The organism is Blastomonas sp. SL216 (genome assembly GCA_026625625.1).
Lineage (GTDB): Bacteria > Pseudomonadota > Alphaproteobacteria > Sphingomonadales > Sphingomonadaceae > Blastomonas.
This window is the reverse complement of record CP113055.1, coordinates 452,336-478,896: the sequence shown is the minus strand read 5'-3', so window position 1 is coordinate 478,896 and position 26,561 is coordinate 452,336. Positions and strand designations below refer to the sequence as shown.

The 26,561-nt window shown below is 65.0% G+C and carries 23 protein-coding genes; 11 read left to right on the top strand and 12 right to left on the bottom strand.

Annotation, left to right across the window (positions count from 1 at the left end; translation table 11 throughout):
- Positions 1–43 precede the first annotated feature (43 nt).
- From OU999_02315 to OU999_02305, 3 genes are read left to right on the top strand one after another with little or no spacing between them, the layout of a single operon-like run.
- Positions 44–2,935 carry a TonB-dependent receptor gene (locus OU999_02315; GenBank protein ID WAC24050.1) on the top strand — a complete coding sequence of 964 codons (2,892 nt, stop codon included), beginning with the start codon at positions 44–46 and terminating at the stop codon, positions 2,933–2,935.
- A 55-nt stretch (positions 2,936–2,990) separates the two neighbouring features.
- Positions 2,991–3,992 (top strand): alpha/beta hydrolase, encoded by a 1,002-nt coding sequence (locus OU999_02310; GenBank protein ID WAC24049.1) that lies wholly within the window; start codon positions 2,991–2,993, stop codon positions 3,990–3,992.
- Entirely contained in the window at positions 3,989–5,605 is a 1,617-nt protein-coding gene (locus tag OU999_02305; GenBank protein ID WAC24048.1) for a family 43 glycosylhydrolase, read from the top strand. The genes OU999_02310 and OU999_02305 overlap by 4 nt, the downstream gene beginning before the upstream one ends.
- Before the next feature lie 3 nt (positions 5,606–5,608).
- Here OU999_02305 and OU999_02300 read toward each other — a convergent pair whose 3' ends face one another.
- The 3 genes from OU999_02300 to OU999_02290 form a co-directional block, all read right to left on the bottom strand.
- Entirely contained in the window at positions 5,609–6,103 is a 495-nt protein-coding gene (locus tag OU999_02300; protein WAC24047.1) for a hypothetical protein, read from the bottom strand.
- Positions 6,100–8,493, bottom strand: coding sequence for a M1 family metallopeptidase (locus tag OU999_02295; protein ID WAC24046.1), 2,394 nt, complete (start codon positions 8,491–8,493; stop codon positions 6,100–6,102). Before OU999_02295 ends, OU999_02300 begins: the two co-directional genes overlap by 4 nt.
- 132 nt (positions 8,494–8,625) lie before the next feature.
- Positions 8,626–9,672: a helix-turn-helix transcriptional regulator gene (locus OU999_02290; protein ID WAC24045.1), complete on the bottom strand. Its 1,047-nt coding sequence runs from the start codon at positions 9,670–9,672 to the stop codon at positions 8,626–8,628.
- Positions 9,673–9,756: 84 nt separating this feature from the next.
- On the opposite strand from OU999_02290, the gene cysD reads away from it, so the two are divergent.
- The 3 genes from cysD to OU999_02275 are packed head-to-tail and all read left to right on the top strand — an operon-like array spanning position 9,757 to position 13,309.
- Positions 9,757–10,671, top strand: coding sequence for a sulfate adenylyltransferase subunit CysD (gene cysD / locus OU999_02285; GenBank protein ID WAC24044.1), 915 nt, complete (start codon positions 9,757–9,759; stop codon positions 10,669–10,671).
- On the top strand, positions 10,671–12,575 hold the full coding sequence (gene cysN / locus OU999_02280; protein ID WAC24043.1) for a sulfate adenylyltransferase subunit CysN: 1,905 nt from the start codon (positions 10,671–10,673) through the stop codon (positions 12,573–12,575). The genes cysD and cysN overlap by 1 nt, the downstream gene beginning before the upstream one ends.
- Positions 12,572–13,309 (top strand): 3'(2'),5'-bisphosphate nucleotidase CysQ, encoded by a 738-nt coding sequence (locus OU999_02275; protein WAC24042.1) that lies wholly within the window; start codon positions 12,572–12,574, stop codon positions 13,307–13,309. The genes cysN and OU999_02275 overlap by 4 nt, the downstream gene beginning before the upstream one ends.
- A 15-nt stretch (positions 13,310–13,324) precedes the next feature.
- Here the strand turns inward: OU999_02275 and OU999_02270 are convergent, their stop codons facing one another.
- Positions 13,325–14,104, bottom strand: coding sequence for a Coq4 family protein (locus OU999_02270; protein ID WAC24041.1), 780 nt, complete (start codon positions 14,102–14,104; stop codon positions 13,325–13,327).
- Between the two features lie 93 nt (positions 14,105–14,197).
- Positions 14,198–14,377 (bottom strand): DUF1674 domain-containing protein, encoded by a 180-nt coding sequence (locus OU999_02265; protein WAC24040.1) that lies wholly within the window; start codon positions 14,375–14,377, stop codon positions 14,198–14,200.
- Positions 14,378–14,516: 139 nt separating this feature from the next.
- Here OU999_02265 and htpX point away from each other — a divergent pair, with 139 nt between their 5' ends.
- The 5 genes from htpX to purH all read left to right on the top strand — a co-directional run bounded on the left by htpX (position 14,517) and on the right by purH (position 20,985).
- A complete protein-coding gene (gene htpX, locus OU999_02260) occupies positions 14,517–15,392 on the top strand; it encodes a zinc metalloprotease HtpX (GenBank protein ID WAC24039.1) in 876 nt (291 codons plus the stop codon).
- A gap of 100 nt (positions 15,393–15,492) precedes the next feature.
- Positions 15,493–16,779, top strand: a complete 1,287-nt coding sequence (locus tag OU999_02255; protein WAC24038.1) for an RsmB/NOP family class I SAM-dependent RNA methyltransferase — start codon at positions 15,493–15,495, stop codon at positions 16,777–16,779.
- 96 nt (positions 16,780–16,875) lie between these two features.
- Positions 16,876–17,538, top strand: coding sequence for a ribulose-phosphate 3-epimerase (gene rpe / locus OU999_02250; protein WAC24037.1), 663 nt, complete (start codon positions 16,876–16,878; stop codon positions 17,536–17,538).
- Positions 17,535–19,391 (top strand): heparinase II/III family protein, encoded by a 1,857-nt coding sequence (locus tag OU999_02245; GenBank protein ID WAC24036.1) that lies wholly within the window; start codon positions 17,535–17,537, stop codon positions 19,389–19,391. Before rpe ends, OU999_02245 begins: the two co-directional genes overlap by 4 nt.
- A 4-nt stretch (positions 19,392–19,395) precedes the next feature.
- On the top strand, positions 19,396–20,985 hold the full coding sequence (gene purH, locus OU999_02240) for a bifunctional phosphoribosylaminoimidazolecarboxamide formyltransferase/IMP cyclohydrolase (GenBank protein WAC24035.1): 1,590 nt from the start codon (positions 19,396–19,398) through the stop codon (positions 20,983–20,985).
- Positions 20,986–21,097: 112 nt separating this feature from the next.
- Here the strand turns inward: purH and OU999_02235 are convergent, their stop codons facing one another.
- The 7 genes from OU999_02235 to OU999_02205 form a co-directional block, all read right to left on the bottom strand.
- Entirely contained in the window at positions 21,098–21,904 is an 807-nt protein-coding gene (locus OU999_02235; GenBank protein WAC24034.1) for an RNA methyltransferase, read from the bottom strand.
- Between the two features lie 21 nt (positions 21,905–21,925).
- Positions 21,926–22,198 (bottom strand): HPr family phosphocarrier protein, encoded by a 273-nt coding sequence (locus OU999_02230; GenBank protein WAC24033.1) that lies wholly within the window; start codon positions 22,196–22,198, stop codon positions 21,926–21,928.
- Positions 22,195–22,605 carry a PTS sugar transporter subunit IIA gene (locus OU999_02225; GenBank protein ID WAC24032.1) on the bottom strand — a complete coding sequence of 137 codons (411 nt, stop codon included), beginning with the start codon at positions 22,603–22,605 and terminating at the stop codon, positions 22,195–22,197. Before OU999_02225 ends, OU999_02230 begins: the two co-directional genes overlap by 4 nt.
- A gap of 105 nt (positions 22,606–22,710) precedes the next feature.
- Positions 22,711–23,661 (bottom strand): RNase adapter RapZ, encoded by a 951-nt coding sequence (gene rapZ, locus OU999_02220; protein WAC24031.1) that lies wholly within the window; start codon positions 23,659–23,661, stop codon positions 22,711–22,713.
- 51 nt (positions 23,662–23,712) lie between these two features.
- Entirely contained in the window at positions 23,713–24,147 is a 435-nt protein-coding gene (locus OU999_02215) for an HPr kinase/phosphatase C-terminal domain-containing protein (GenBank protein WAC24030.1), read from the bottom strand.
- 51 nt (positions 24,148–24,198) lie between these two features.
- Positions 24,199–25,797, bottom strand: coding sequence for a stimulus-sensing domain-containing protein (locus OU999_02210; GenBank protein ID WAC24029.1), 1,599 nt, complete (start codon positions 25,795–25,797; stop codon positions 24,199–24,201).
- The gene (locus OU999_02205) at positions 25,766–26,473 is read right to left on the bottom strand and encodes a response regulator transcription factor (GenBank protein ID WAC24028.1); all 708 of its coding nucleotides are present in this window, start codon (positions 26,471–26,473) and stop codon (positions 25,766–25,768) included. Before OU999_02205 ends, OU999_02210 begins: the two co-directional genes overlap by 32 nt.
- Positions 26,474–26,561 lie beyond the last annotated feature (88 nt).

Here is a 26,561-nt window from a genome sequence, read left to right as displayed (position 1 = left end):
CCGGTAGCAATTGCCTCAAAAAGGCGATCAGGAGGGGACAGACATGCGCCAACAGCATTCGCACCGGGCAACCGGCATTTCCATTTTCAAGGCCGCGTTGCTCACCGGATGCGCGCTGGGCGCTGCGGGTACCGCACAGGCCCAGGTGGCCGAAGCCGAGCAGCCGACTCAGGTTGAGGACGAAGGTCTTGCAGCCGATGAGATCGTCGTCACCGGTTTCCGCCAGTCGCTTGAAGCGGCGATCAACCTGAAGCGCACCTCGGTCGGTGCGATCGACGCGATCGTCGCCGAAGACATCGCCAAGTTCCCCGACCAGAACCTGGCAGAATCGCTGCAGCGCATTCCCGGCATCTCGATCACGCGTGACGCGGGCGAAGGTCGCGCGATCACCGTGCGCGGTCTGTCGAGCCAGTTCACCCGCGTCCGCGTCAACGGCCTCGAAACCGTCGCCACCTCGACCGATGGCGCATCGGCCAATCGCGACCGCGCGTTCGACTTCAACGTGTTCGCCTCCGAACTGTTCAGCTCGATCGTGGTCCACAAGACCGCCGAAGCCAGCCTCGACGAAGGTTCGCTGGGCGCGGTGGTCGATCTCAACACCGGAAACCCGCTCGCGGCCAAGGCGGGCTTCACCGCCGTCGGTTCGGCCGTGGTGAGCTATAACGATCTGTCCGAATATGCCGGTCCCCGTCTCGCAGGCCTGCTGAGCTGGCGCAACGATTCGGGCACGTTCGGCGTGTCACTGTCGGCTGCGTACCAGAAGACGCAGGTGCTCGAGCTCGGCAACAACACCGTGCGCTGGGCACAGGCGCGGTTCGACTCGGTCAACGGCGCGCCGTGCTTCACCACCAGCGCGACCAACCTCACCGCCGTGCGCAACAGCGGCGGCGTCTACACCAATGGCCGCAGCGCCGCGTGCGACCAGGCCGCGCTGTCCTTCCACCCGCGCATTCCGCGCTATGGTGAAGTCAAGCACGACCGCGAGCGTCTGGGCATTACCGGATCGATCCAGTTCGCGCCGACCGACATGACCAAGTTCTCGATCGACGGCCTGTTCTCGCGCTTCAACAGCGACCGTCGCGAGCGCTGGGGCGAGGTATTGCTGCGCTCAAACGAGCGTTCGATTGACGTCGTCAACCCGGTCTATGACGCCAACAACAACATGATCTCGGCAACGCTGAACGATGCCTGGGTCCGCACCGAACACTATCTGCGCGAGAGCACCACCGAATTCTATCAGGTCGGCGGCACCTGGGATCAGGACCTGTCGGACAGCTTCCGCTTCACCATGCTGGGCGGCATTTCCAAGTCGACCGCCGATATTCCGGTGGAAACGACCATCGTGTTCGATGACCGCGACGCGCAGGGCTATAGCTACGACTATACCGACATGAAGCGCCCGCGCCTCACCTTCGGCACCAGCGTCACCGATCCTGCGGTGTTCCAGCTCGCCGAAATTCGCGACCGTCCGTCCGAGATCGTCAACCAGTTCAAGACCGCACAGCTGCGCACCGAATGGGACGTCACCGACGGCTTCACGGTCAAGGCAGGCGTGATGTGGCGCCGGTTCGAATTCGACACGGTGGCCTTTACCCGCGATACGGCTGTCTGCGGCAATGGCGGTCTGGACCGCGTGCTCGGCACCATCACCTGCTCGCCCACCAGCCTGTTCGGACCGACGGCGATCTACGGCTTCCAGGCCACACCGGCGCTGTCTGAGCTGTTCAATCTGGGCAAGGCCGGTCAGCCTGCAGGCAATACCAACGCCTGGCTCGTCCCCAATCTCGACGCCACGACCGAATTCACCAAGCTCTACAGCCGTCCGCTGGCGGTGGATGCGGGCAACAACCGCGGCGTGCAGGAAACCACCAAGGGCGGCTATCTGCAGTTCGATGCCAAGGGTGACCTGTTCGGCATGGAATATGCGCTGAACGCCGGCATCCGCTATGTGAAGACCGAACAGTCGTCCTACGGCCTGGTCGGCACGGTCGAAGCGACGATCGAGCGCAGCTATGACGACTGGCTGCCCTCGGCCAATCTCGCCATCTTCCCGACGCAGAACCTGATCATCCGTGCTGCAGCAGCAGAGGTCATCACCCGGCCTACGCTGGGTTCGCTGACGCCTGGCGGTTCGGCGGACGGGTTCAACTTCCGCGTCAACAGCGGCAACCCGTTCCTGGAGCCGTTCCGTGCAACCAACTATGACCTGGCGATCGAATGGTATTTCGCTCCGCAGGCGCTGCTGTCGGTGGCTGGCTTCATCAAGAATGTCGACAGCTTCACCCAGACGGCGGCAATCACCGAGGCGACCTTTGCCCAGACCGGCCTGCCCGTCTCGGTGCTCAACCCGTCTTCGCCTGCTGCATTGAACCCGGCGCTTCTGACTCAGCCGATCTGGACGCTGACCACGCCGGTCAACGGAACCGGTGCCAAGCTGAAGGGTGTCGAAGTCGCCCTGCAGCTGCCGTTCACCGTGTTTACCGATGGCTTCCTGGGCAATTTCGGTATTCTGGCCAACGCGACCTTTATCGACAGCAATGCCGATTTCATCGTGCAGGGCCCGGCGACCCTGCCGGGTGGCGCGCTGGTCAACGTGACCCGCAGCGCGGCGCTGGCGAACGTGTCGAAGCGTTCGTACAATGGCACCTTCTATTATGACGATGGCAAGTTCTCCGCCCGCGTCATGGCGACCTATCGCAGCCGCTGGCACGAAGGCGCAAGCGGCACCGGCAACATTCTGGAAGGCTTTGGCAGCCAGTTCAACCTCGACGCCTCGATCCGCTACAAGCTGACCGAATGGGTCGAAGTCTCGCTGGAAGGCAACAACCTGACCGACACCTATCGCTATCGCTTCACCGATTTCGACGCGAACCGGAACTACGAGAACAACCATTTCGGCCGCACCTTCTTCCTGGGCGCGCGCTTCAAATACTGATCGCAACCGGGGCGGCGGCTCGCTGCCGCCCCATTGAATGACGAGAGGAGCCGCCATGACGATCGACCGCCGATCCCTCATGGCGGCTCCGCTCGTTCTGGGCCTGGCCGGTCTGGCCAGAGCGCAGACGCCGGTACCCGAGGTGCCGGGCGGTGCTCTGCCCCCCGGCTTGCCACAGCCGCAAGAGACCATCGACATTTGGCCCAATGGCGCGCCGGGTGCCCCTGCAAAGCCGCTTGTCGAAACCGTGCAGGAGCGCTCGACCGACCGGCTGGTCACCGACCGCGCGGTGTTCGGCATCACCAAGCCTCGGCTCGCGGTGTTCCGACCCGATCGGCCCAATGGCGCGGCGGTGCTGATCACGCCCGGCGGTGGCTATCGCTGGGTGGTGGTCGACAAGGAAGGCTATGAAATGGGCCGCTGGCTGGCGGCGCGCGGTTTTACCGTCTTTGTGCTGTTCTACCGCCTGCCGGGCGAAGGTTGGGCGGCGGGGCCCAATGTCGCGCTCGCCGATGCGCAGCGGGCGATGCGCGTGATCCGCGCGCACGCAGGCGATTTCGCCATCGATCCCGAGCGAGTCTCTGCCATGGGCTTTTCCGCAGGGGGCCATCTGTGCGCCGATCTGGCGACGCGCTTCGATGCGCAGGTCTATGACCCAGTAGACGCCGCCGACCAGCTCTCGGCCCGGCCGCATAGCGCTGCGCCAATCTATCCGGTCATATCAATGACCCCGCCCGATGCGCATCCCGGTTCGCGCGACCTGCTGCTCGGCAAGACCCCGACGCCTGCGATGGAAGCTGCGCATTCGCCGCATCGCAATGTCCCCGCCAATGCCCCGCCCTTCTTCCTGCTGCATGCGGAAGACGACGAGGTCGTGCCGGTGAGCAACGCGCTGCTGCTGCGCCCCGCGCTCAAGGACAAGGGCGTGCGCGTCGAGACACATCTGTTCGAACATGGCGGTCATGGCTTTGGCCTGCGCAAGGCGATCGGCAAGCCGGTCGAGGCCTGGCCAGAGCTTTGGCGCGCCTGGGCGCGGACCACGGGGCTGGCGCTGTGACCAGCCGCTTCCCTCTGTTCAGCCGCCGCAGCGCGCTCGCCTCGGCTGGCCTTTCGACCTTGGGGCTTGCAACATCTCTGCCCGCAAGCCCCTCCCCGGCGTCATTACCCTCCCCAGGCTGGCGCCGGGGCCTCGACAATCAGCGCATCGCCGATCTGGGCGATGGCACCTTCCTCAACCCTGTGCTGTCGGGTGACCGGCCCGATCCTGCAATCCTCAAGGACGGCGAGGATTATTACCTCACCTTTTCCAGCTTCGAATCCTATCCCGGCCTGCTGATCTGGCATTCGCGCGATCTGGTGAACTGGCAGCCCCGCAAGCCTGCACTCACCCGCAATATCGGCTCGGTCTGGGCGGTCAGCCTGGAGAAGCACCAGGGCCGCTATTTCATCTACATCCCGGTGAAGGCCAGCCCGCAGAACGACACGTTCGTCATATGGGCGGACCATATCGACGGCCCCTGGAGCGATCCGGTACCACTGGGCCTGCACAGGCATATCGACCCCTGCCATGCGGTGGGCGAGGACGGATCGCGCTGGCTGTTCCTCTCAGGCGGGGACCGGGTGCGGCTGTCCGACGACGGCATGCGCGTCACGGGCGATGTCGAGCATGTCTACGATCCCTGGCGCTATCCTGAAGAATGGGATGTCGAAGGCTTTGCGCCCGAAGGGCCGAAGATCCAACGCATCGGCGAGTATTTCTACATGCTGACCGCTGTCGGCGGCACGGCAGGGCCTCCCACGGGTCATATGGTCATCGCTGCCCGCTCGCGATCGATCCACGGCCCGTGGGAGCAGCATCCCGGCAATCCGCTGGTGCGCACCACCGACATCGGCGAAGGTTGGTGGTCGCGCGGTCATGCCAGTCTGGTCGAGGCGCCCGATGGCAGCTGGTGGAGCCTCTATCACGGGTTCGAGAACGGCTATTGGACACTCGGACGGCAGTGCCTGCTCGATCCGGTCGCATTCACGGCGGACGGCTGGTTCAGGATGACCGGCGGCGATCTTTCCGCGCCGATCGCAAAGCCCCAGGGCGGCGAAGCCCTGCCCCATGGCATGGCGCTGTCCGACGATTTCGCCAGCCTGCAGCTCGGCACCAAATGGTCGTTCTTCCGCCCTGACCCTGATGAGGCCAGCCGCGCCCGCGTTGCGGACAAGACATTGTTCCTGAAAGGCAAGGGCCTTGCCCCTTCGACCGGATCGCCGCTGTTGCTGACCGCAGGCGACACATCCTACCGGTTCGAATGCGATATCGAACTCGCGCCTGGCGGCACCGCGGGGCTGGTGCTGTTCTATGACGACAAGCTTTATGCGGGCCTCGGCTTCGACGCCGAACGCTTCGTGACGCATCAGTACGGCATCGAGCGTGGGCGCCCCGTCAACCCGCATGGCAAGCACATGCGCCTCCGCGTGACCAACCGCCAGCATATCGTCAGCTTCCACAGCTCGGGCGATGGCGGCAGGACCTGGGTCAAGTTCGACCGCGGGATGGAAGTCTCGGGCTATCACCACAATGTCCGCGGCGGCTTTCTGATGCTGCGCCCCGGACTTTATGCGGCAGGTCCCGGCGAAGCGAAATTCCGCGATTTCCGCTTTACCGCGCTGGACGATTGAACTTCACGGCAGCGCGACGGTCTTCACCTCGTCGCCCGAAAAGCGCAGCGTCTGCACATAGCTGCCGCGCTTCACGACCACCTGGTTGACCTGGCGCGGGTAGATATCGCGCAGGATGGTCGACTGAACGGCGACAGCCTTGGGCCTGCCCTTGACGGAGCCCGCATAGTCCACCCGCACGTCGCGCACACCGATCTCGACCGAGGCAACCGACAGCGGCACCTCACTGCCATCGGCGCGCAGATGGAAATGCGCGAGAAGATAGGTTTTCAGCTCGGCAATCGCATCGGGATCGTCGAGGCTGGTCTGCGCATTGGGCGCGATCTCGGCCAGCGCCGGTTCAAGGTCATGCGCCTCGAACCGGTGCGAGACGGTGACCTTCCCGTCAGGATCGAGTGTCACCACGCTCATCGCATCATGCCCGCGATGCGCGCCGGCCTGCGGGGCGAGCGCCAGGCCCGTTGCCGCCGCAGCCAAGCACAGAACGCGGCGCATCATTTCGGCGCATCATAGGTGCGCAGCGAATCCGGCAGCACCTTCATGTCCGAATCCTTCATGCGGTTCTTGCCCTCTTCGGGCGTGTCGATCTTCAGCGTCTTGGGATCGATCTGGCCGGTGAAGACATTGTTCGACCGGTCGGCGTCGGCGGTTTCCCACAGCGGATCGACCTCGGCACGCACCAGCGTCTTGGGCGTCACGAACTGCCAGGTCACCGCCTTCTGGTTGTAGCGCCACACCTCTGCAGGGATGCGCGCGGTCTCGCTCGATCCGTCCGAAAAATCCATTTTCAGGATTACCGGCATGACCAGGCCGCCGCGATTGCCGAAGCTGAAGCGATAGAAATTGTCGGTCACTTGCCGAGCCGCCTTTTCCTCCGCCGTCAGATCGGCAAAGGCTTCGGAGGCCTTGCGCTTGTCAGCGGCCGTGGCGTCGAGCGGATCGATGGCGTCATAGAAATCACGCGTCGCAGGATCGCGTTCGACCACCGTCTGCTGACCGGCATTGCGCGTAGCAGTGAGCGAGGCGGGTTCGGCATCGCGAAGCTTCTTGCGTGCAGCAGCCGCAGCGGTGGCATCCGCAGGCTCCAGCGTCGCGCGCACGACCTTGTCGAGCGCGATATCGACATGGTCGGTCGAATAGAACCAGCCGCGCCAGAACCAGTCGAGATCGACGCCCGAGCTTTCCTCCATGGTGCGGAAGAAGTCATAGGGCGTGGGGTGCTTGAACCGCCAGCGTTCGGCATATTCGCGGAAGGCCCGGTCGAACAGCTCGCGGCCCAGGATCGTCTCGCGCAGGATGGTGAGCGCGGTGGCGGGCTTGCCATAGCCGTTCGCGCCGAACTGCAGCACGGAATCCGACTGGGTCATCAGCGGCATCTGGTTGGTCGACAGCATGTATTCGGCGATATCCTTGGGCTCGCCGCGCCGCGCCGGATAATCCTTGTCCCACAGCCGCTCGGCCTGGAACTGCAGGAAGGTGTTCAGCCCCTCGTCCATCCAGGTCCATTGGCGCTCGTCCGAATTGACGATCATCGGGAACCAGTTGTGGCCGATCTCATGGATCACCACGCCGATCAGGCCGTATTTGGCGCGCTCGGTATAGGTGAGGTTGCCGGTCTTCTTGTCCTTCACCGGGCGCGGGCCGTTGAAGGTGATCATCGGATATTCCATGCCGCCGACAGGGCCGTTGACCGACTGCGCGACCGGATAGGGATAGGGGAAGGCGAACTTGCCATAGACGTCGATGGTGTGCGCGATCGACTTGGTCGAATAGGCATCCCAAAGCGGGCGCGCTTCCTTGGGGAAGAAGCTCATCGCCATCACCAGCGGCTGATCGGCATAATCCTGTTTCACGCCCAGCGCGTCCCAGGCGAACTTGCGCGACGAGGCCCAGCCGAAATCGCGGACGTTTTCTGCCGCAAACACCCAGGTCTTCTCGCCCGACGCCTTGCCGCGCTCGGCCGCCACGGCCTCCTGCGGGGTCACGACATAGACGGGGCTGGTCGCGGTCTTGGCCTGTTCGAGCCGCTGACGCTGCGCGGCGGTGAGCGCCTGATCGGGGTTCTGCAGCACGCCGGTGGCGGCGACGACATGATCGGCGGGCACGGTCAGCGCGACGCGATAATCGCCGAACTCGAGCGTGAACTCGCCCGAGCCCAGAAACGCCTTGTTGTGCCAGCCTTCATAGTCCGAATAGACCGCCAGACGCGGGAACCACTGCGCGCCTTCGAAGATGCAGTTGCCGTCCTCGCCCGGCTGAGTGAAGCATTCATAGCCCGATCGGCCGCCAACAACCTTGTTCTCGACCATCGGGAACGACCATTCGATCGAGAAACTGGTCTCGCCGCCATTGCCCGCGACCGCCTGGCCCAGATCGATGCGGAGCAGGCTGTCGACCACGGTGAAGGGCAGCGCCTTGCCGCTCGCGTCGCGCACGGCAGAGATGGTGAAGCCGCCTTCCCATTCCTGCATCCGCTTGACGCGGCGGACTTCAGCCAGGCTGATCTTGTCGCCGGACACCGTCTCGGTCATCGCGGCGATGGAATCGCGCTTGTAATCGTTCTGGTCGAGCAGCAGCCACAAATAGGGCAGCGCGTCGGGCGAATTGTTCTGATAGCGCACGGTCTGCGTGCCGCTGACGGTGCGCCTAGCCTCGTCGAGCCGCGCCTGCACGTCATAGTCGACCTTCTGCTGCCAGTAGCGATAGCCCGGAGCGCCCGATGCGTTGCGATAATCGGTCGGCGTCGGCCATTCCTCGCCTTCGAGCTGGCGGAACTTGTCCTCGTAGCTGCCCTTGGTCTGTTCGACCGGATTGGCGAGTACGGGCGAGGCAGCAGCGCCGATGGCGAGCGCGAACAGGGAAGCGGAAACTCCGGAAAAACGACGCAAGACGACCCCCTTTTCGGGGCATTGTTGCCCCTGAAATGATCAGGGTGCTTGCATGTGATACTATCGCATGCCGGTCAATGCCCCCCATTGCCGATTTGCGATAAATTGCAGCGCCTTATCTGCCTGACCTGCTCAGCTCAGCGCCAGCACGCTGGTCATGATCACGCGCACCAGCTCGGCATGGCCGCTCGCGCCGGTCTTGGCATAGATCTTCTTTGAATAGTTGCGCGCGGTTTCGACCGTGATTCCCAGCGTTTCCGCCGCATCTGCAATGCTCGTCGCCTGGGCCAGCAGCCAGGCCAGCCGCGCCTCGCTGGGCAGCAGGCCAAACATGTCGACCAGCTGCTCGCACCGGTCCGCCTGGCTGCGCCGGTCACCGCTGACATAGACGATGACGCTGGCCGAACGATGGCCCGAAATGGTGTCGCCCTGCAGCGGCGCCACCAGCATGTCGAGCCAGGGATCGCGGCTCAGGTTGATCGCCAGCGGTCGCACGGTGCGGCCTGCAGTCACCTGCTTGATATAACCGGTCAGCTGGCGGTCGATCGCGGGCTCTGACGGCACCAGCCGGTCATAGCGCCCGCGTCGCAACAGCGAGCCCCATTGGAACATCTGTCCGGCATTCTCGCTGACCTCGACAATGCGCCCCTGCCCGTCCAGCGTCAGCCAGCCGATATTGAGCCGGTTGAACGCCTCTCCCGTGACCGAGGACCGGAAACGCTCGCGCTCCAGCGCTGCAAAACCGCGCAACGCGATCCTGAGGTGCGGGGCGAGCGCCAGCACCAGCGCACCGGCGGACGAGCCGAGCGAGCGACCGCCGGCACAGACGAGCCAGCCATCGACGCCGCTCGGCTCGGTAACACGGACCGCGCGCAATGCCTTGATCTGCGCCGATGCCAGCGCCTCGCGATCGGCAGCTGTCGCCAGGTCTTGCAGTTCCTCCAGAGCGTAGCCGCGCCCCTCGCGCATCTGGCCACCCACCATCATCCGCCGGAGCGCGCCCGATGGCCCCTCGCCCGCGACCAGCTCTGCCACATCGCTCTGCCCCTGCGGGCGGATGGCAAGGAGCGCCAGCGCCGCGCCGGAACTCGCACGCAATCGGTGGAGGAAGTCATCCCATAAGGGCGCCTGGAACATGCCTTCATGCAATGCTTCGATAAGGCCGGGGTCAAAACGCATGAATTATCTATACCCTCCCATATGGGAGGTTCAAGGGGGCCTTGCGTGTGCCAATGGCGCGCAATCGACAGTGGAGCCTGAAGCATGACCCGCACCCTCACCCATATCGAGCGCCTGGAAGCCGAGGCGATCCACATCATGCGCGAAGTCGTGGCGCAGGCGGAAAAGCCGGTGATGCTCTATTCGGTGGGCAAGGACAGCGCCGTGATGCTGCATCTGGCGCGCAAGGCCTTTTACCCATCGCCCCCGCCCTTCCCGCTGCTGCATGTCGATACGACGTGGAAGTTCAAGGACATGTACGCGCTGCGCGACCAGATGGCGCGCGAAAGCGGCATGGAGCTGCTGGTCTACCAGAATCCCGAGGCGGCAGAGCGCGGGATCAACCCGTTCGATCACGGTCCGCTGCACACCGACATGTGGAAGACCGAGGGGCTGAAACAGGCGCTCGACCTGCACGGCTTCGACGCGGCGTTCGGTGGCGCGCGGCGCGACGAGGAGAAGAGCCGCGCCAAGGAGCGCATCTTCTCGTTTCGCACCGCCAGCCATGGCTGGGATCCGAAGAACCAGCGGCCCGAGCTTTGGAATCTCTATAACGCGCGGAAAAACAAGGGCGAGAGCATCCGCGTGTTCCCGATCAGCAACTGGACCGAGCTCGACATCTGGCAATATATCCAGCTCAACGACGTGCCGATCGTGCCGCTCTATTTTGCGGCCGTCCGCCCGACCTTCGAATGGGAAGGCCAGCTGTTCATGGCCGATGACATTGACCGGCTGACCCGCGTGCTGGGCAAGACGCCCGACATCACCGAGCGCTCGATCCGCTTCCGCACCCTGGGCTGCTTCCCGCTCACCGGCGCGGTCGAAAGCACTGCGAGCACCCTGAGCGAGGTGATCCAGGAGACCTTGCTCACCACAACATCCGAGCGCCAGGGCCGCGTGATCGACAAGGATGCCGGCGGCGCGGGCATGGAGAAGAAGAAGCAGGAGGGCTATTTCTGATGGACGCCGTGTACCAGACCGAAGCCCTGATTGCCGAGGATATCGACGCCTATCTCGATGTCCACCAGCACAAGACGATGCTGCGCTTCATCACCTGCGGGTCGGTGGATGACGGCAAGTCGACGCTGATCGGACGGCTGCTCTATGACAGCAAGATGATCTTCGAGGACCAACTCGCCGCGCTTGAAAACGACAGCAAGAAGGTCGGCACGCAGGGGCAGGAAATCGATTTCGCGCTGCTGGTCGATGGCCTGGCCGCCGAGCGCGAACAGGGCATCACCATCGATGTCGCCTATCGCTTCTTCAACACCGAAAAGCGCAAGTTCATCGTCGCCGACTGCCCGGGGCACGAGCAGTATACGCGCAACATGATCACCGGTGCATCGACCTCCGATCTTGCCGTGATCCTGATAGACGCGCGCAAGGGCGTGCTCGTCCAGACGCGGCGGCATTCCTATCTGTGCCAGTTGATCGGCATCCGCAACATCGTGCTGGCGGTCAACAAGATGGATCTGGTGGACTATGACCAGAGCCGTTTCGACGAGATCGTCGCGGAATACCGGACCTTTGCGCAGAGCATCGGCATCGAGAGCTTCACCGCGATGCCGATCAGCGGCTTCAAGGGCGACAATATCACCACCAGGTCGGACAATACGCCGTGGTATACCGGGCCGACGCTGATCGAACATCTCGAGACCGTCGAAGTGCTGTCCTCGCTCGATGCCGACAAGCCGTTCCGCATGCCGGTGCAATGGGTCAACCGGCCCAATCTCGATTTTCGCGGATTTTCGGGGCTGATCGCCACCGGATCGATCAAGCCGGGAGATCCGGTCCGCGTATTGCCTTCGGGCAAGACCAGCACCGTCAGCCGCGTCGTGACGCTGGATGGCGATCTGGACGAAGCGGTGGCGGGACAATCGGTCACGCTGACCTTCGCGGACGAGATCGACTGCTCGCGCGGCGATGTCATCGCTACCGCCGACCAGCCGCCGCAGGCCGCCGACCAGTTCGAGGCGACGATCGTCTGGATGGACGATGATGCGATGCTGGTGGGCCGCTCCTATTGGCTGAAACTGGGCACGCAAACCGTGTCGGTGACGGTGCAGCAGCCCAAATACACGGTCAACGTCAACACGCTCGACCATCTGGCGTGCAAGACGCTGGAGCTGAACGCTATCGGCGTGGCCGAGATCGCCACCGACAAGCCCTTGGTGTTCGAACCCTATGCCGACAGCCGGACGCTGGGCGGCTTCATCCTGATCGACAAGCTGACCAACCGCACCGTCGGCGCGGGCATGCTGCATTTCTCGCTACGCCGCGCGCAGAACGTCCACTGGCAGGCGACCGACATCACCCGCGAGGTGCACGCCAGCCTGAAGAACCAGAAGCCCAAGGTGCTGTGGTTCACCGGGCTTTCCGGATCGGGCAAGTCGACCATCGCCAATGAGGTGGAAAAGCGGCTCAACCTGATGAACCGCCATACTTTCCTGCTTGATGGCGACAATGTCCGCCACGGCCTCAACCGCGATCTCGGCTTTACCGAGGCGGACCGGATCGAGAATATCCGCCGCGTTGGCGAGGTCGCCAAGCTGATGGCCGATGCCGGTCTGATCGTGCTGACCGCGTTCATCAGCCCCTTCCGCGCCGAGCGCGACATGGTGCGCAAGATGCTGCCCGAAGGCGAATTCGTCGAGATTTTCGTCGACACCCCGCTGGAGGTTGCCGAGGCGCGCGACGTGAAGGGGCTCTACAAGAAGGCCCGCTCGGGCGCGCTCAAGAACTTCACCGGTATCGACAGCCCCTATGAGCCGCCCGAAGACCCGGACATCCGCGTCAACACCGTTGAAATGACGCCGGAAGAAGCCGCCGACCACATCGTTCGCCAGCTGATGCCGCTGAAATGAGCCTGACCGACGGAGAGCTCGCCGCGAAGCTGGCACAAACCGCAGGGCGCATCCTGTTGCAGGTGCGCGACTGCGGGCTGGTGACGGGTCCGGCGCTGGGCAAGACCGGCGACCAGACCGCCAACCAGTTCCTGTGCCACGCACTGCGCGAACAGCGGCCCGGCGACGGCCTGCTTTCCGAAGAGGAAAAGGACAATGCCGAGCGGCTGGGCCATTCACGCGTGTGGATCGTCGATCCGGTCGATGGCACCCGCGAATATGGCGAGGCACGCGGCGACTGGGCGGTGCATGTCGGCCTGTCGGTCGACGGCCATGCGGTCCTGGGTGCGGTGGCGTTGCCAGGGCTCGATCTGGTGCTGCGCTCCGACCAGCCGCAGCCCCTGCCCCCCGGCGCGCCGATCCCGCGCATGCTGGTGAGCCGCAGCCGCCCTGCCAAAGAGGCGCTGGCGGTCGCCGAACTGCTCGGTGCCGAGCTTCTGCCGATGGGCAGCGCCGGGGCAAAGGCGATGGCGGTGGTGCGCGGCGAGGCCGAAATCTACCTGCACACCGGCGGCCAGTATGAATGGGACAGCTGCGCCCCCGTCGCGGTCGCCGCCGCGCACGGGCTGCATGTCAGCCGCGCCGACGGTTCGCCGCTGATCTACAACCAGCTCGACACCTATATGCCCGACCTGCTGATCTGCCGTCCGGAATGGACCGAGCGCGTGCTGACGGCAATGCGCTCGCTGGGCTGATCGCCAGCCGCAGCGTCAGGCGGGCTGGGCCTTGCCAAGCAGGTTATAGGGATCGATCCCGCGCGCACGCAATCTGTCATGCGCCATCACATAATAGCGCGGTTCATCGATGTTGAGCCGCTTGCGGGCTTCAGCCAGTGGTTCGGCGAGCAACGAGAGCATCGATTGCTCGGCGATGCGCGGACAGGCCTTGCCCAGCCTTTTCGCCTCGCCCACCGCCTTGAACACCGGCGCATCGCTGCGGATCGTGCGCGTCATGTTGAGCGCGGCCATATAGGCGATGAAGATGTTGCCCGGCGACGGGTTCTGCCCGTACGTGAACGCCAGCACCGACGCCTCGCCCAGCGCATCGCGGCCATAGCCGGTCAGCACGTGCAGCAGATCATGCGTGTCGCGCAGCCGGTTCACATACCATTCGATCATGTCGCCATATCGGCGGTTGCCCTGGAACCGGTCATATTCCGCCACCAGCCCTGCGGCGGAAAGGACTTCGCGCTCCATGAAATCGACATAGGCATGCGCCACGCTGCCCTTGGGCATCGCGCGCAGCCGGGCGTGATCGTCCAGAATATCGGGCAGATACGGTTCGCTCATCCGCAGCTGGCGTCCGAAATCGTTGTACACAAAGGCGCGGATCTCATCGACCAGCTTCATCCGGGGCAGGCACTGGAAGATGTGGAAGACCTGCTCGGTATCTTCCTTGTCCGCAATCAGATTGCGGAAATGGTGCATCGCCTTGAACGGGCGGAATTTCGGCACGGGCCGTTCGGGATGACGGAACACCGGTTCAGACATGATGCACCTCGCCTAAGCGTTTGAAACTGACAGTCGTGTCAATAACATGTCCGGCAAAGGTTGAAAAGTCGTGTCATCGGCAATGACAGATGATCAGAAATCGATGGCGATGCCCTTGTGCTCCCAATCGCCGAACCGCGTCGGCCCCTTGGCAGCCTCTTCCGCCTGATCTGCAGCAATCGGCTGGGGCACCGGCACCGGCACGGATTTCCCCCAATGGGCAGGCGGCTTGACATGATCGGGGCGGCGCGTGGCGCGGGGGGTCTGTGACATGCTGCTTCCCTTGGGCTGGACCGCGCGGTCGATTGAAAACCAGCGCGGCATTCCTAGATTTGTTCCGGGCATATGGGGCGTGGTCGGCGCAATGTGAAGCGCCGGGCGCGCAACGCTGACACAAGGATTGCAAGTTGCCATGAACGGATTGAAGACCACCATGCTGCTGGCAGCGCTGACCGCGCTGTTCATGGCGCTGGGCTATACGCTGGGTGGGTCGGGCGGTGCCGTCATTGCGCTGCTGGTTGCGGCGGGCATGAACCTGTTCACCTTCTGGAACGCTGACAAGATCGTGCTGAAAATGCACAATGCGGTCGAGGTTAATGCCCAGAGCCACCCCGATTTCTACACCCTGGTGGCGCGTCTTGCCGAACGCGGCGGACTGCCGATGCCGCGCGTCTACATCATCGATCAGGCCGCGCCCAATGCCTTTGCCACGGGCCGCAACCCCGAGAACGCTGCCGTTGCCGCCACGACCGGGCTCTTGCAGATGCTGAGCCGCGACGAGGTCGAGGGCGTGATGGCGCATGAACTGGCGCATGTGAAGAACCGCGACACACTGATCATGACCATGGTCGCGACCATCGCCGGGGCCGTCTCGATGCTGGCCAATTTTGGGCTGTTCTTCCGTGATGACAACCGCAACCCCTGGGCGACGATGCTGGCGGTGCTGGTCGCACCCTTTGCGGCGATGATCGTGCAGATGGCGATCAGCCGAACCCGCGAATTCGGCGCGGACCGGGGCGGCGCGGAAATCAGCGGCAAGCCGCTCGCGCTGGCATCTGCGCTGGCGCGGATTGCTGGCCAGGCCGAACGCATCCCCAATCCGGTGGTCGAGCGCAACCCTGCGGCGGCGCAGCTCTATATCGTGCCCTCGGGCGTTCGCGCGCTGTTTTCGACGCATCCCGATACCGGCGACCGCATCGCCGCGCTCGAAGCCATGGCAGGCGAACAGGCCGCCCAGCCCGCGCCGCGCCGCAAGGGCAGCGCGCTCGACCCGCTAGGCCGGGGATGATCCCGTCTATCCCCTCCCACCTGCGGGAGGGGATAGGCACAGCAACCCCCAGATCGGTAGCGGATTTGATTTGTTGCCCGACCCGGCCTAACGCGCCTCGATGAACAACCGCACTTCCACCACCGACGATACCCCCGGCCTGCCCGCTCGCCGCGCGGCGTTGAAAATGCTCGACGCTGTCATGCGGCGCGGAGAATCGCTCGATGTCGCGCAGCACGCCGCCTGCCAGGGCATAGACGACCGCTCCGACCGCGCGCTGGCCATGGCGATCGCCGGAGAGGTGCTGCGGCATCTGCCGGGCCTCGATCTGCTGATCAACAGCATGACCCGCCTGCCGCTGGCCGAGGATGCCAAGGCGCGGATGGTGCTGCGCATCATGCTGGCACAGACGCTGGCGCTGGAAACCCCGCCGCACGCGACCGTTGCTACCGCGCTGCCGCTGCTGCAGGGCGGTCCGCGCAAGCTGGCGCATGGCGTTTTCGGCAGCCTGATGCGCGCCGGCGTCGCCCTGCCCGCCCCCGAACTGCCGCCCGCCACCGCGAACCGCTGGAGCGCCCTGTGGGGCGAACCGATGGCAGAGGCCGCCAGCGCAGCGCTCGGCAGCCCGCCCCCGCTCGACCTCAGCCTCGCCAGCACCGATTCTACCGCCGCCACGGCCGAGCAGCTCGGCGGCATCTCGCTCGCCCCCGGTCATGTCCGGCTTCCGCGCGCGGGCGCGATCGAACAGATCGAAGGCTTCGAATCGGGCGACTGGTGGGTGCAGGATCTGGCCGCCAGCCTGCCTGCGCGGCTGCTGGGCGCAGGCCAGGGCCGCAGCGTCCTGGATCTGTGCGCTGCGCCGGGGGGCAAGACGATGCAGCTTGCCGCTGCCGGATGGCAGGTGACCGCGCTGGACAATTCCGAAAAGCGGATCAAGCGCCTGCGCCAGAATCTGAAGCGCACCGGGCTGGATGCGGCAACGGTCACCGACAATCTGCTCGAATGGCGGCCCGACGAGCAGGCCGATGCCGTGCTGCTCGACGCGCCTTGCAGCGCCACCGGGATTTTCCGCCGCCATCCCGATGTTCTCTACCGCATCGCCCCGCGCCATATCGAGGACCGAGCCGAACAGCAGGCGCTGCTGCTGGAGCGTGCGTCGAACTGGGTGAAGCCTGGCGGAATGCTGGTTTATGCGGTCTGCTCGCTCGAAAAGACCGAAGGAGAGGACGTGATCGCGCGCTTTCTGGCGGATGACAGCCGCTATGCGATCGATCCGGTGCGCAGCGATGAACTGCCCGATGGCGTGACGCCCGATGCGCTGGGCCAGGTGCGCACGCTCCCCGGCATGCTGGCCGATGCAGGCGGTCTCGACGGTTTTTTCATGGCCCGGCTGCGGCATAACGGCTGATCTTCGGCACGCTGTCCGCCCATGGGGCAAATCATGTGGAAAAGCGCGCCAAAGCGCCTTGCTCCACAAGATGTTGAGGGTTAAGCGGCTAAGCCTATGCCGCAGCCCCCATTGATAGCCCCGTCCATCCTGTCCGCCGATTTCGCGCGTCTGGGAGAAGAAGTGCGCGCGATCGATGCCGCTGGTGCTGACTGGATTCATATCGATGTGATGGATGGCCATTTCGTGCCCAACATCACGATCGGCCCGGCTGTCGTGAAGGCCTTGCGCCCGCACAGCAGCAAGCCGTTCGACGTGCATCTGATGATTTCGCCGGTGGACCAGTATGTCCAGGCCTTTGCCGATGCCGGCGCGGACATTATCAGCGTGCATCCCGAAGCGGGGCCGCATGTGCATCGCACCGTCCAGCTCATCAAGTCGCTGGGCAAAAAGGCTGGCGTGGTGCTCAACCCTGCAACCCCGGCCAAGATGCTCGATTATCTGATCGATGAGGTCGATCTGGTGCTGGTAATGAGCGTGAATCCCGGATTTGGCGGGCAAAGCTTCATCACCAGCCAGCTGCGCAAGATCGAGGCGATCGCCAAGATGATCGCAAAATCGGGCCGCGCGATCGATCTGGAGGTCGATGGCGGCATCGATACGATCACCGCGCCCCAGGCCGCCAATGCCGGGGCAAATGTGCTGGTCGCGGGCACGGCAAGCTTCAAGGGCGGGCCGGACCAATATGCCGCCAATATCCGGGAGTTGAAGGGCCAATGAACGATGTCCTGTCCGAGAGCCGCCGGACAGGCGCCCGCGCAGCCCAAGCCAGCGAGCAGGAACGTCGCCTGCCGCTGATCGGCGCAGACAGCGAGCCGCGCCCCGACCTGATCGAGGATGGATCGACGCGCTCCGGGGAGCGCAAGCAGCTCGTCCGGCTGGAAAACGACCGTGGTCTTTCGCTGACCGAGAGCATCGTCCATTATTTCTATCGGCTGACCTGGCGCACCCCGCTGCACAAGTTGCGGCTCAAGGGCCGGTCACCGCTCCGCCTGCTGGCCGCTCCGGACGATCCGTTCCCCGGCGACGCCCGTCGCGGCAAGGCCATTCGCGCCGGATTCTTCCAGATAGCAGGGCAGCGCGTTGAACTGGCCAAGGTCAATTTCGGCAACTTGCAGGCACCCCCAGAGGTGCTGGAATATGTCCACAGCTTTGCATGGCTGCGCGATCTGGCCGCTGCGGCACCGCGCGAAACCTGCGTGCCGATTGCCGAACGGCTGGTCACCCAATGGCTGGACGCCCATCTGGAGACCGTCGCAGACCCGGCCTGGCGCGCCGATCTGGCGGCCAAGCGTATCATCAACTGCGCTGCCCATGCCCCGCTGATCCTGTCGAGCAGCGACCTCGTCTATCGCTCGCGCGTGCTTCGAAACTTCGCCAGCACGGCGCGTCATCTGGACCATGTTGCCGACAAGGCACCCGAAGGGCTGGCCCGGGTCACCGCCTGGACCGGTGTCGTCGCCGCCGCGCTGCTGCTGCCCGATGGCGAGCCGCGCCGCATCTTTGGCGAGGCCGGGCTCAAGCGCGCGATCGAGGGTTTTCTGGGCGAAGATGGCGGCGCATTGTCGCGCGCTCCGCTGGCGCAGATCGAGGCGATCCGGATGCTGTCGATGCTCCGCGCCGTCTATGCCGCGCGCGGCGAGCTTCTGTCGCCCATTGTCGAGCTGGCGCTCAGCCGCGCGGTGCCTGCGCTGCAGGGGCTGACGCATCATGATGGCGGTCTGGGCAGCTGGCAGGGCGCGCCCGGCATTTCCGCCGAGACCATGGCGACGCTGATCCGCGCCAGCGGCATCCGCGCCCGTCCTTTGCGCGATGCCCGGCACTGGGGATATCAGCGCGTTCCCGCCGGGCGCACCGTCGTGCTTGTCGATGCCGGAACCCCGGCCATGGCGCGCCACGCGGTGATGGGCTGCGCTTCGACGCTGGCGTTCGAGATGAGCCATGGCCCGCACCGGCTGATCGTCAATTGCGGCGGAGCGAGCGCCATCGCGCCCGACATGCCGCCCGAGCTTGCCAAGGGCCTGCGCGCGACTGCCGCGCATTCGACACTTTGCCTTGATGACACCAACAGCACCTCGGTTCTGCCCAAGGGCCAGCTCGGCAAGGGTGTTGGCCTGGTCGAGCTCGACCGCCGCGACAGCGACGATGCCGCGCGGCTGGACATGACGCATGACGGCTATGCCAGGCGCTATGGCCTGGTGCACCGCCGCCTGCTCGTCCTGCGCAGCGACGGGCGCGAGCTGCGCGGCGAGGATGTATTGCTGCCCGTGCCCAATCGAGGCTTCGGGCGCGGCTTTGGCCGTCAGAAGCAGGGCGACGTGCCCTTTGCCATCCGCTTCCATCTGGGCGTGGATGTCGAGGCGCATCTCGCCACCGATGGCTGGGGCGTGTTTCTGCGCGTCGCCGATGGGTCGCTGTGGCAGTTCCGCACTGCCGCGAGCAAGGTAACGCTCGAGGAAAGCCTCTGGGTGGATGAAAACGGGCAGATCAGGCCCAGTCAGCAGATTGTCCTGTCCGGCACCGCATCGGTGGGCGGCGGCAATTACGGCTGGCTAATCAAGCATATGGGATAATCACGTGACCGACATTGCGATCAAGCGCGCGCTGCTTTCCGTCTCCGACAAAAGCGGCCTGGCAGAACTCGGGGCCACTCTGGCCGCGCATGGCGTGGAGTTGGTCTCCACCGGCGGGACCGCCAAAGCCTTGCGCGATGCTGGGCTCACCGTGCGTGACATTTCAGAGATCACCGATTTTCCCGAGATGATGGACGGCCGCGTCAAGACGCTGCACCCGATGGTGCATGGCGGCCTGCTCGCGGTGCGCGACAATGCCGAGCATGTGGCGGCGATGGAAGCGCATGGCATCGGCGCGATCGATCTGGTCGTCGTCAACCTCTACCCCTTTGCCGCGACCGTCGCCAAGGGCGCCGAGCGCGACGAGATCATCGAGAACATCGATATCGGCGGCCCCAGCATGGTCCGCTCAGCCGCCAAGAACCATGCGTTCGTCACGATCGTCACCGATCCTGCCGATTACGCGACGCTGACCGAGGAAATGCAGGCAAGCGGCGGCGCCACCACGCTGGCCTTCCGCCGCAAGATGGCCGCCAAGGCCTATGCCGCCACCGCCGAATATGACGCGATGATCGCCAGCTGGTTCGCCTTTGCCGATCAGGGCGACATGTATCCCGAGAAGCTCTCGGTCCCGTTCCGCAAGGGCCAGGCGCTGCGCTATGGCGAGAACCCGCACCAGAGCGCTGCACTCTACCTGCCCGCCTTCGCGCCGGGTGGATCGCTCGCCGATCACCGGCAGGTTCAGGGCAAGGAGCTGAGCTTCAACAACCTCAACGACGCCGATGCCGCGCTGGAACTGGTCGCCGAATTCCGCGACGGCCCGCCAACCGTGGTCATCGTCAAGCATGCCAACCCGTGCGGTGTGGCCAGCGGCGACGACCTGGTCAGCGCCTACAAGGCGGCTCTGCAATGCGACAGCGTGTCGGCGTTCGGCGGCATCATCGCGGTCAACCGTCCGCTCGACGGGCCGACCGCAGAGGCGATCAGCGATATCTTCACGGAAGTCGTGTGCGCACCCGATGCGGATGATGCGGCCAAGGCGGTGTTCGCGAAGAAGAAGAACCTGCGGCTGATCCTGACCGGCGAGCTCTGGAACCCGGCGCGCGGCGGCATCGCGCTGCGCACGATTGCGGGCGGTGCGCTGCTGCAGTCGCGCGACAATGGGCGGATCACGCGCGAAGACCTTAAGGTCGTCACCAAGCGCGCGCCGACCGAACAGGAACTGACCGATTGCCTGTTCGCCTGGACGGTGGCCAAGCACGTCAAGTCGAACGCCATCGTCTATGCCAAGGATGGCGCGACCGCCGGGATCGGCGCGGGCCAGATGAACCGCCGCGATTCCGCGCGCATTGCCGCCGCCAAGGCGCGCGAGGCTGCCGAAACCTATGGCTGGGGCGAGCCGCGCACGGTCGGCTCCTCGGTCGCGTCGGACGCCTTCTTCCCGTTCGCCGATGGCCTGCTGGCCGCAGTGGAGGCGGGCGCGACGGCCGTCATCCAGCCGGGCGGATCGATGCGCGACGACGAGGTGATTGCCGCAGCCGACGAGGCCGGCCTGGCAATGGTGTTCACCGGCATGCGCCATTTCCGCCACTGATGCGGGCGTTCTCGGCGGGGTGAGAGCGTTTTCACAATGTGTTGAAGCGCTCTGCACTTTTTGTGGTCGCGTTTTCCGAGCCGTTGACCATCAACGGTCAGCTTGAAAATGCTCAGCCCTGCCGGGCAAGCACCTCATAGGCCATGACGGCGGCAGCGACCGCCGCGTTCAGGCTGTCCGCCTTGCCCAGCATCGGGATCTTGACCAGCAGATCGCATTCCGCCTCATAAGCCGGCGGAAGCCCCTGGGCCTCGTTGCCGATCAGCAGGAAGCAGGGCGCGACATAATCCGCGCCGCGATAGTCGAAACGCGTGTTGAGGCTCGTTCCCACCAGCTGGCCTTCGCCCGCGCGCAGCCAGGTCAGGAAATCGCCCCATTCGGCCTGCGCGACCGGCACGGTGAACACCGCGCCCATGCTGGCGCGCACCGCCTCGACCGAGAACGGGTCGACGCACTGATCGACCAGGATCAGCCCGCCGGCCCCTACCGCATCGCAGGTGCGCAGCATGGTGCCCAGATTGCCCGGATCGCGCATCGACTGCGCCACCAGCCAGATGCCCGAACGGCTGCGATCCAGCGCCTGCAGTGAGGTCGGCAGGTCGGCGAAAACGCCAAGCACGGTTTGCGGATTGTCCTTGCCGCTGATCTTGGAAAGGATGTCGGTCGTCGTCTCGTAGATCGTGCCGCCCGCTGCGACGACCGCTTGCTCCAGCGCATCGACCAGCGGATGCGGATCGCGCTGCTGGCCCAGCCACAATGCTTCGGGCAGGATTCCCGCCTCGCGTGCCTCGGTCAGCAGCCGCAGTCCTTCGGCCAGAAACCGGCCCTCGCGCTTGCGGTGCTTCTTCTCGCGCAACGCGCGCGCGGCCTTGACCGCAGGGTTGGAAAAGCCGGTGATGAGCAGGCGGTTATGGGTCATGGCGCGCGCAGGCGGCGAGGATCAGTCCTCGCCAAAGCCGTCCATGACAAGGCCGACCAGCTTCTTGAGCGCGGCATCCTCACCCTCGCCCTCGACGCGGATGGTGATGCTGTCGCCGCGCGCCGCGCCCAGCATCATCAGGCCCATGATCGAGCTGCCGGTGACTTCGTTATCGTCCTTGCTGACGTGCACCTTGACCGTATCGGGCAGGCGCGCGACCGCTGCGACGAACTTGGCGCTCGCCCGGGCGTGCAGGCCGCGTGCATTGGTGATCTGCACGGTCTGCTCGATCATTGGGCGCTTTCCTGCCCCAGCAGGTCAGAGGCCACGCTGATATATTTCTGCCCGGCGTTGCGCGCGGCAGCGACCGCTTCGCGCACGTCCATCGATCGGCGCGCGCCTTCCAGCCGGATCAGCATGGGCAGGTTGACGCCCGCGATCACCTCGACCCGGCCCGCCTCGAGCAGCGATATGGCAAGGTTCGACGGCGTGCCACCGAACAGGTCGGTCAGCACGATGACGCCCTTGCCCGTATCGACCTTGGCGATAGCGGCGGCGATGTCCGCCCGCCGCTGCTCCATGTCATCGTTCGGGCCGATGTCGATGGTTTCGATATGCTGCTGCTTGCCCACCACATGTTCCATCGCGACCAGAAATTCCTGTGCGAGCCGTCCATGGGTGACGAGAATAAGACCGATCATGGGGGATGTTTGTACCAATTGCTGTATCTTGAAGTCTCAGTTTCCGACGTCTGTCCCAGACCCGTGCCGTTTTCAGCGATCTCTCCCCTGCCCGGCGGGTCGCATTCACGAAGGCGGCGCGGGGCTTTCCTCTATGGCATCTGTGGGTCGTGACGTCAGATTGCGATGCTGGACAGTGGGACAAAAGCCTGCTGCTTGCAAGCGTTTGGTGATCTCCTGCGCCACGAACACCGACCGGTGTCTCCCCCCGGTACACCCGATGGCAATGTGCACATAGGCCTTGGCGGCGGCCTGATAGCGCGGCAGCAGAAAGGTCAGCAGCTCGACAATCCGGTCGATCGCACCCTGATAGGCCGGGTCTTCGGTCACGAAGGCACCAACCGGCGCATCCAATCCGGTCATCTCGCGCAACGATCGGTCCCAGTACGGATTGCGCAGGAATCGCATGTCGAACACCAGATCGGCGCTGGGCGGCATGCCGCGCGCAAAGCCGAAGCTGGTGACGATGATGCTGGTGGGCGATTGTTCCAGCGCAAAGCGCGCGCGGATTTCCTGCTGCAGGTCGGAGACCGGCAGGTTGGTGGTATCGATGACATTTTCCGCCCAGCGGCGCAGCGGCTGCAGCCATTCGCGCTCTTCGGCAATGCCCGCCTCGGCGGACCGGTCCTGGGCCAGGGGGTGGCGGCGGCGCGTCTCGGCATAGCGGCGCTGCAGTTCGCGCCCTGCGCAATCGAGGAAAAGCGTGCTGATCGCATATTCGGGCCGCTCTTCCAGATCGCGCACCTGACGCACGATCGAACCGGGATCGAACCCGCGCGTGCGCGTGTCGAAGCCGATGGCCAGCGGGCGCTCCTGCCCGTCGCGCCGGACGGCCTGGGGCGTGTCCATCAGCAGCGGCAAAAGCCGGATGGGAAAATTGTCGATCGCCTCCCAGCCCAGATCTTCCAGTGTCTTGAGCGTGGTCGATTTGCCGGCTCCAGACAGCCCGGTGACCAGCAATACCCGGTGCGGCTCTTCGGCTTGCGGGCTGGACTGCTCTGCACTGGAATCGGTCATCGGCCACTCCCGGCATGGCGCGCGGCACACGGGCCGCGCATGCCCCCCGCACTAGCCCTTCAGGCCATAAGCTTGCAACGCCATTTCGGCCTTGATCGGCAGCACCCGGCTATCGGGCGACAGCAGAATCTCAGGGACAGCCAGGCCAAGAATGATCCGCTGCTGGCTGCGCTCGATCCAGCGCGGCGCGGCGCGGTTGAGCTCGATCAGCAGCGCGACGGGACAATCCGGACCCGGCTCGACCGGCAGCAGCCCCAGATTGCGTATCTCGATCAGCCCGCCGATATTGGGCGCGGGCGACGCGATCAGGCGCCCGTTCCCGGGCCGCAACGCCGTGTGATCGTCGCTGATCAGCCGCGCGCCGCGATCGATCAGCGCCAGCGCCAGCTCGGACTTGCCGATTCCCGATTCGCCGCTGATCAGCAGCGCCGCTCCGCCGATGCTGACGCAGCTGGCCGGATAGGTGCATGAATCACCCTGTGCCATCTTGTCCTCCCCCTGCTCCGTTTTCGGATTACCCCCGGTTTAGCGTCACACTCAGGCCGGGGAAATGGGCAGTTCCTGATGGTCCATCGCCGGCAGGCAGATTTCGAACACTGCGCCTGGCGCGCCGTCATCCCGGTCGGCGACGGTGATGGTGCCGTGATGCCCCTCCACGATCGTCCGCGCGATCGCGAGGCCCAGGCCGCTATGCTGGCCGAACGCCTCGCCTTCGGGCCGTGCGCTGTGAAAGCGACGGAAGATCGCCTCGCGCTCGCTGGGCAGCACGCCCGGGCCCTCGTCGATCACCCGCACCAGCACGCGCCCGCGCATCTGCGTCGCCTCGATCCGCACCAGCCCGCCCGGCGGCGAGAAGGACACCGCATTGTCGAGCAGGTTCGAGATCACCCGCTCCAGCCGGGTCCCCTCGCCCATCACCACCGCCACGCCGCGCCGAGGCCGGGCAAAGGCGGTCTCGCGCCCCTGGTTCAATCCGCGCGACCGACGCAGCTCGAGCAGATTCTCGATCATCTCGCCCAGGTCGATCGGCTCAAACCGGGTCCGGGTGAGCTGCGCATCGACGCGCGAGGCTTCCGAAATGTCGGTAATCAGCCGGTCGAGACGGCGGACATCGCTGCAGGCAATCTCGAAAAGCTGCGCCCGCAGTCCTTCGTCCTTGACGCTGCCCAACCCTTCGAGCGCCGAGCGCAGCGAGGCGAGCGGGTTCTTGAGCTCGTGGCTGACATCGGCGGCAAAGGCCTCGGTCGCATCGATCTTCTGGCGCAGCGCCATGCTCATGTCGGACAGCGACCGCGCAAGCAAGCCGATCTCGTCACCGCGCGAAGGCAGCCGCGGTACCACCACCTCGCGCGCGCGGCCCAGCCGCACCCGCACCGCCGCGCTCGCCAGGCGGCGCAGCGGCTGGACGATCGTGCGCGCCAGGAACAGCGAGAACAGCACCGAGACGATCGTGGTTGCCAGCACGATCATCGCCAGGTTGAACCGCTCTGCGCGGACAATCCGGGTGATGTCGCGCGCATTATAGCTGGTCAGCAGCACGCCGTCGCCGCGTGGCAGGGCAATCGCTGCGCTGATCATCGGCGTGCGGTCGGGCGCATAGCGCATGCGGGCATAAGCCCCCTGGCCGGAGCGAGCCGCCGCCGCTTCGGGCCAGTTCTGCAGCCGGTCGGGCTGGCGCTCGGCATAGAAATCGACCCTGGCGGCATCGACCAGCCAGTCGAACCCCTGGTCCAGCAAGCGTGCGGCATGCCGCTGCCACGGCTCCTCATCGGGATTGCGCAGCTCATATGTGGGGCGGCCGAGCGCAAAGCTGTCGAGCCTTATCACACCGCTGCGATCATAGAGCCGGATGCGCGAGCCATAGCGCGTGCTGACCGCCCGCATCATCGCGACGCGCCCCGGCTGGTCCAACCGCTCGAGCGCGTGCGCCAGCAGCCATATGCTCTGCTGCTCCTGCTCCAGCCGCTCCTGGATGATCTGTTCGCGATAGCTGTCGAGATACAGCAGGCCACCGCCCAGCATGGCGATGGCGAACACGTTGACCGCCAGAATCCGCCAGGTCAGCGATACCCGGCGGGTCCAGCCCAGCCTGCCCACGGGCAGGTTATTCGCCAGCGAATCGGTATCCGGCGCCATATAACGTATCGATTGCTGAAAACTCCGGATCGACCTCGCGGAACTTGCGCCGCAGCCGCTTGATATGGCTGTCGATGGTCCTGTCATCGACGTAAACGTCATCCTGATACGCCGCATCCATCAGCTGGTTGCGGCTCTTGACCACGCCGGGCCGCGCCGCCAGCGCCTCGAGGATCAGGAATTCGGTGACCGTCAGCGTCACCTTCTTGCCGTCCCAGCTGACCATGTGCCGCGCCGGGTCCATCTCCAGCCGGCCCCGCACGATCGGTTCGGCGGCTGGCTCGTTGCTCGGCTGATCGGGCGTGCGCATCAGCTCTGCGCGCCGCAGGATCGCCTTGATCCGCGCGATCAGCAACCTCTGCGAAAAGGGCTTGGTGATATAATCGTCCGCGCCCATCGCCAGGCCCAGCGCCTCGTCGAGCTCCTCGTCCTTCGAGGTCAGGAAGATCACCGGCACCGCGCTCGTCTCACGCACCCGGCGCAGCAGTTCCAGCCCGTCCATGCGCGGCATCTTGATGTCGAACAGGCACAGATCGGGCGGGGTTTCGGTGATCGCCTTGAGCGCCGCCTCTCCGTCCGAATACAGGCGCGTGACAAAGCCCTCTGCCTGCAGCGCGATCGATACCGATGTCAGAATGTTGCGGTCGTCATCGACCAGCGCAATCACTGCCGCCATGAGTGGCTCTATCCTCCTCGATATAGCTGTCTGCGGGTCGCATATCATGGCGACGGGGTAAACCGCTATCTGCCACTTGCCGCGGCGC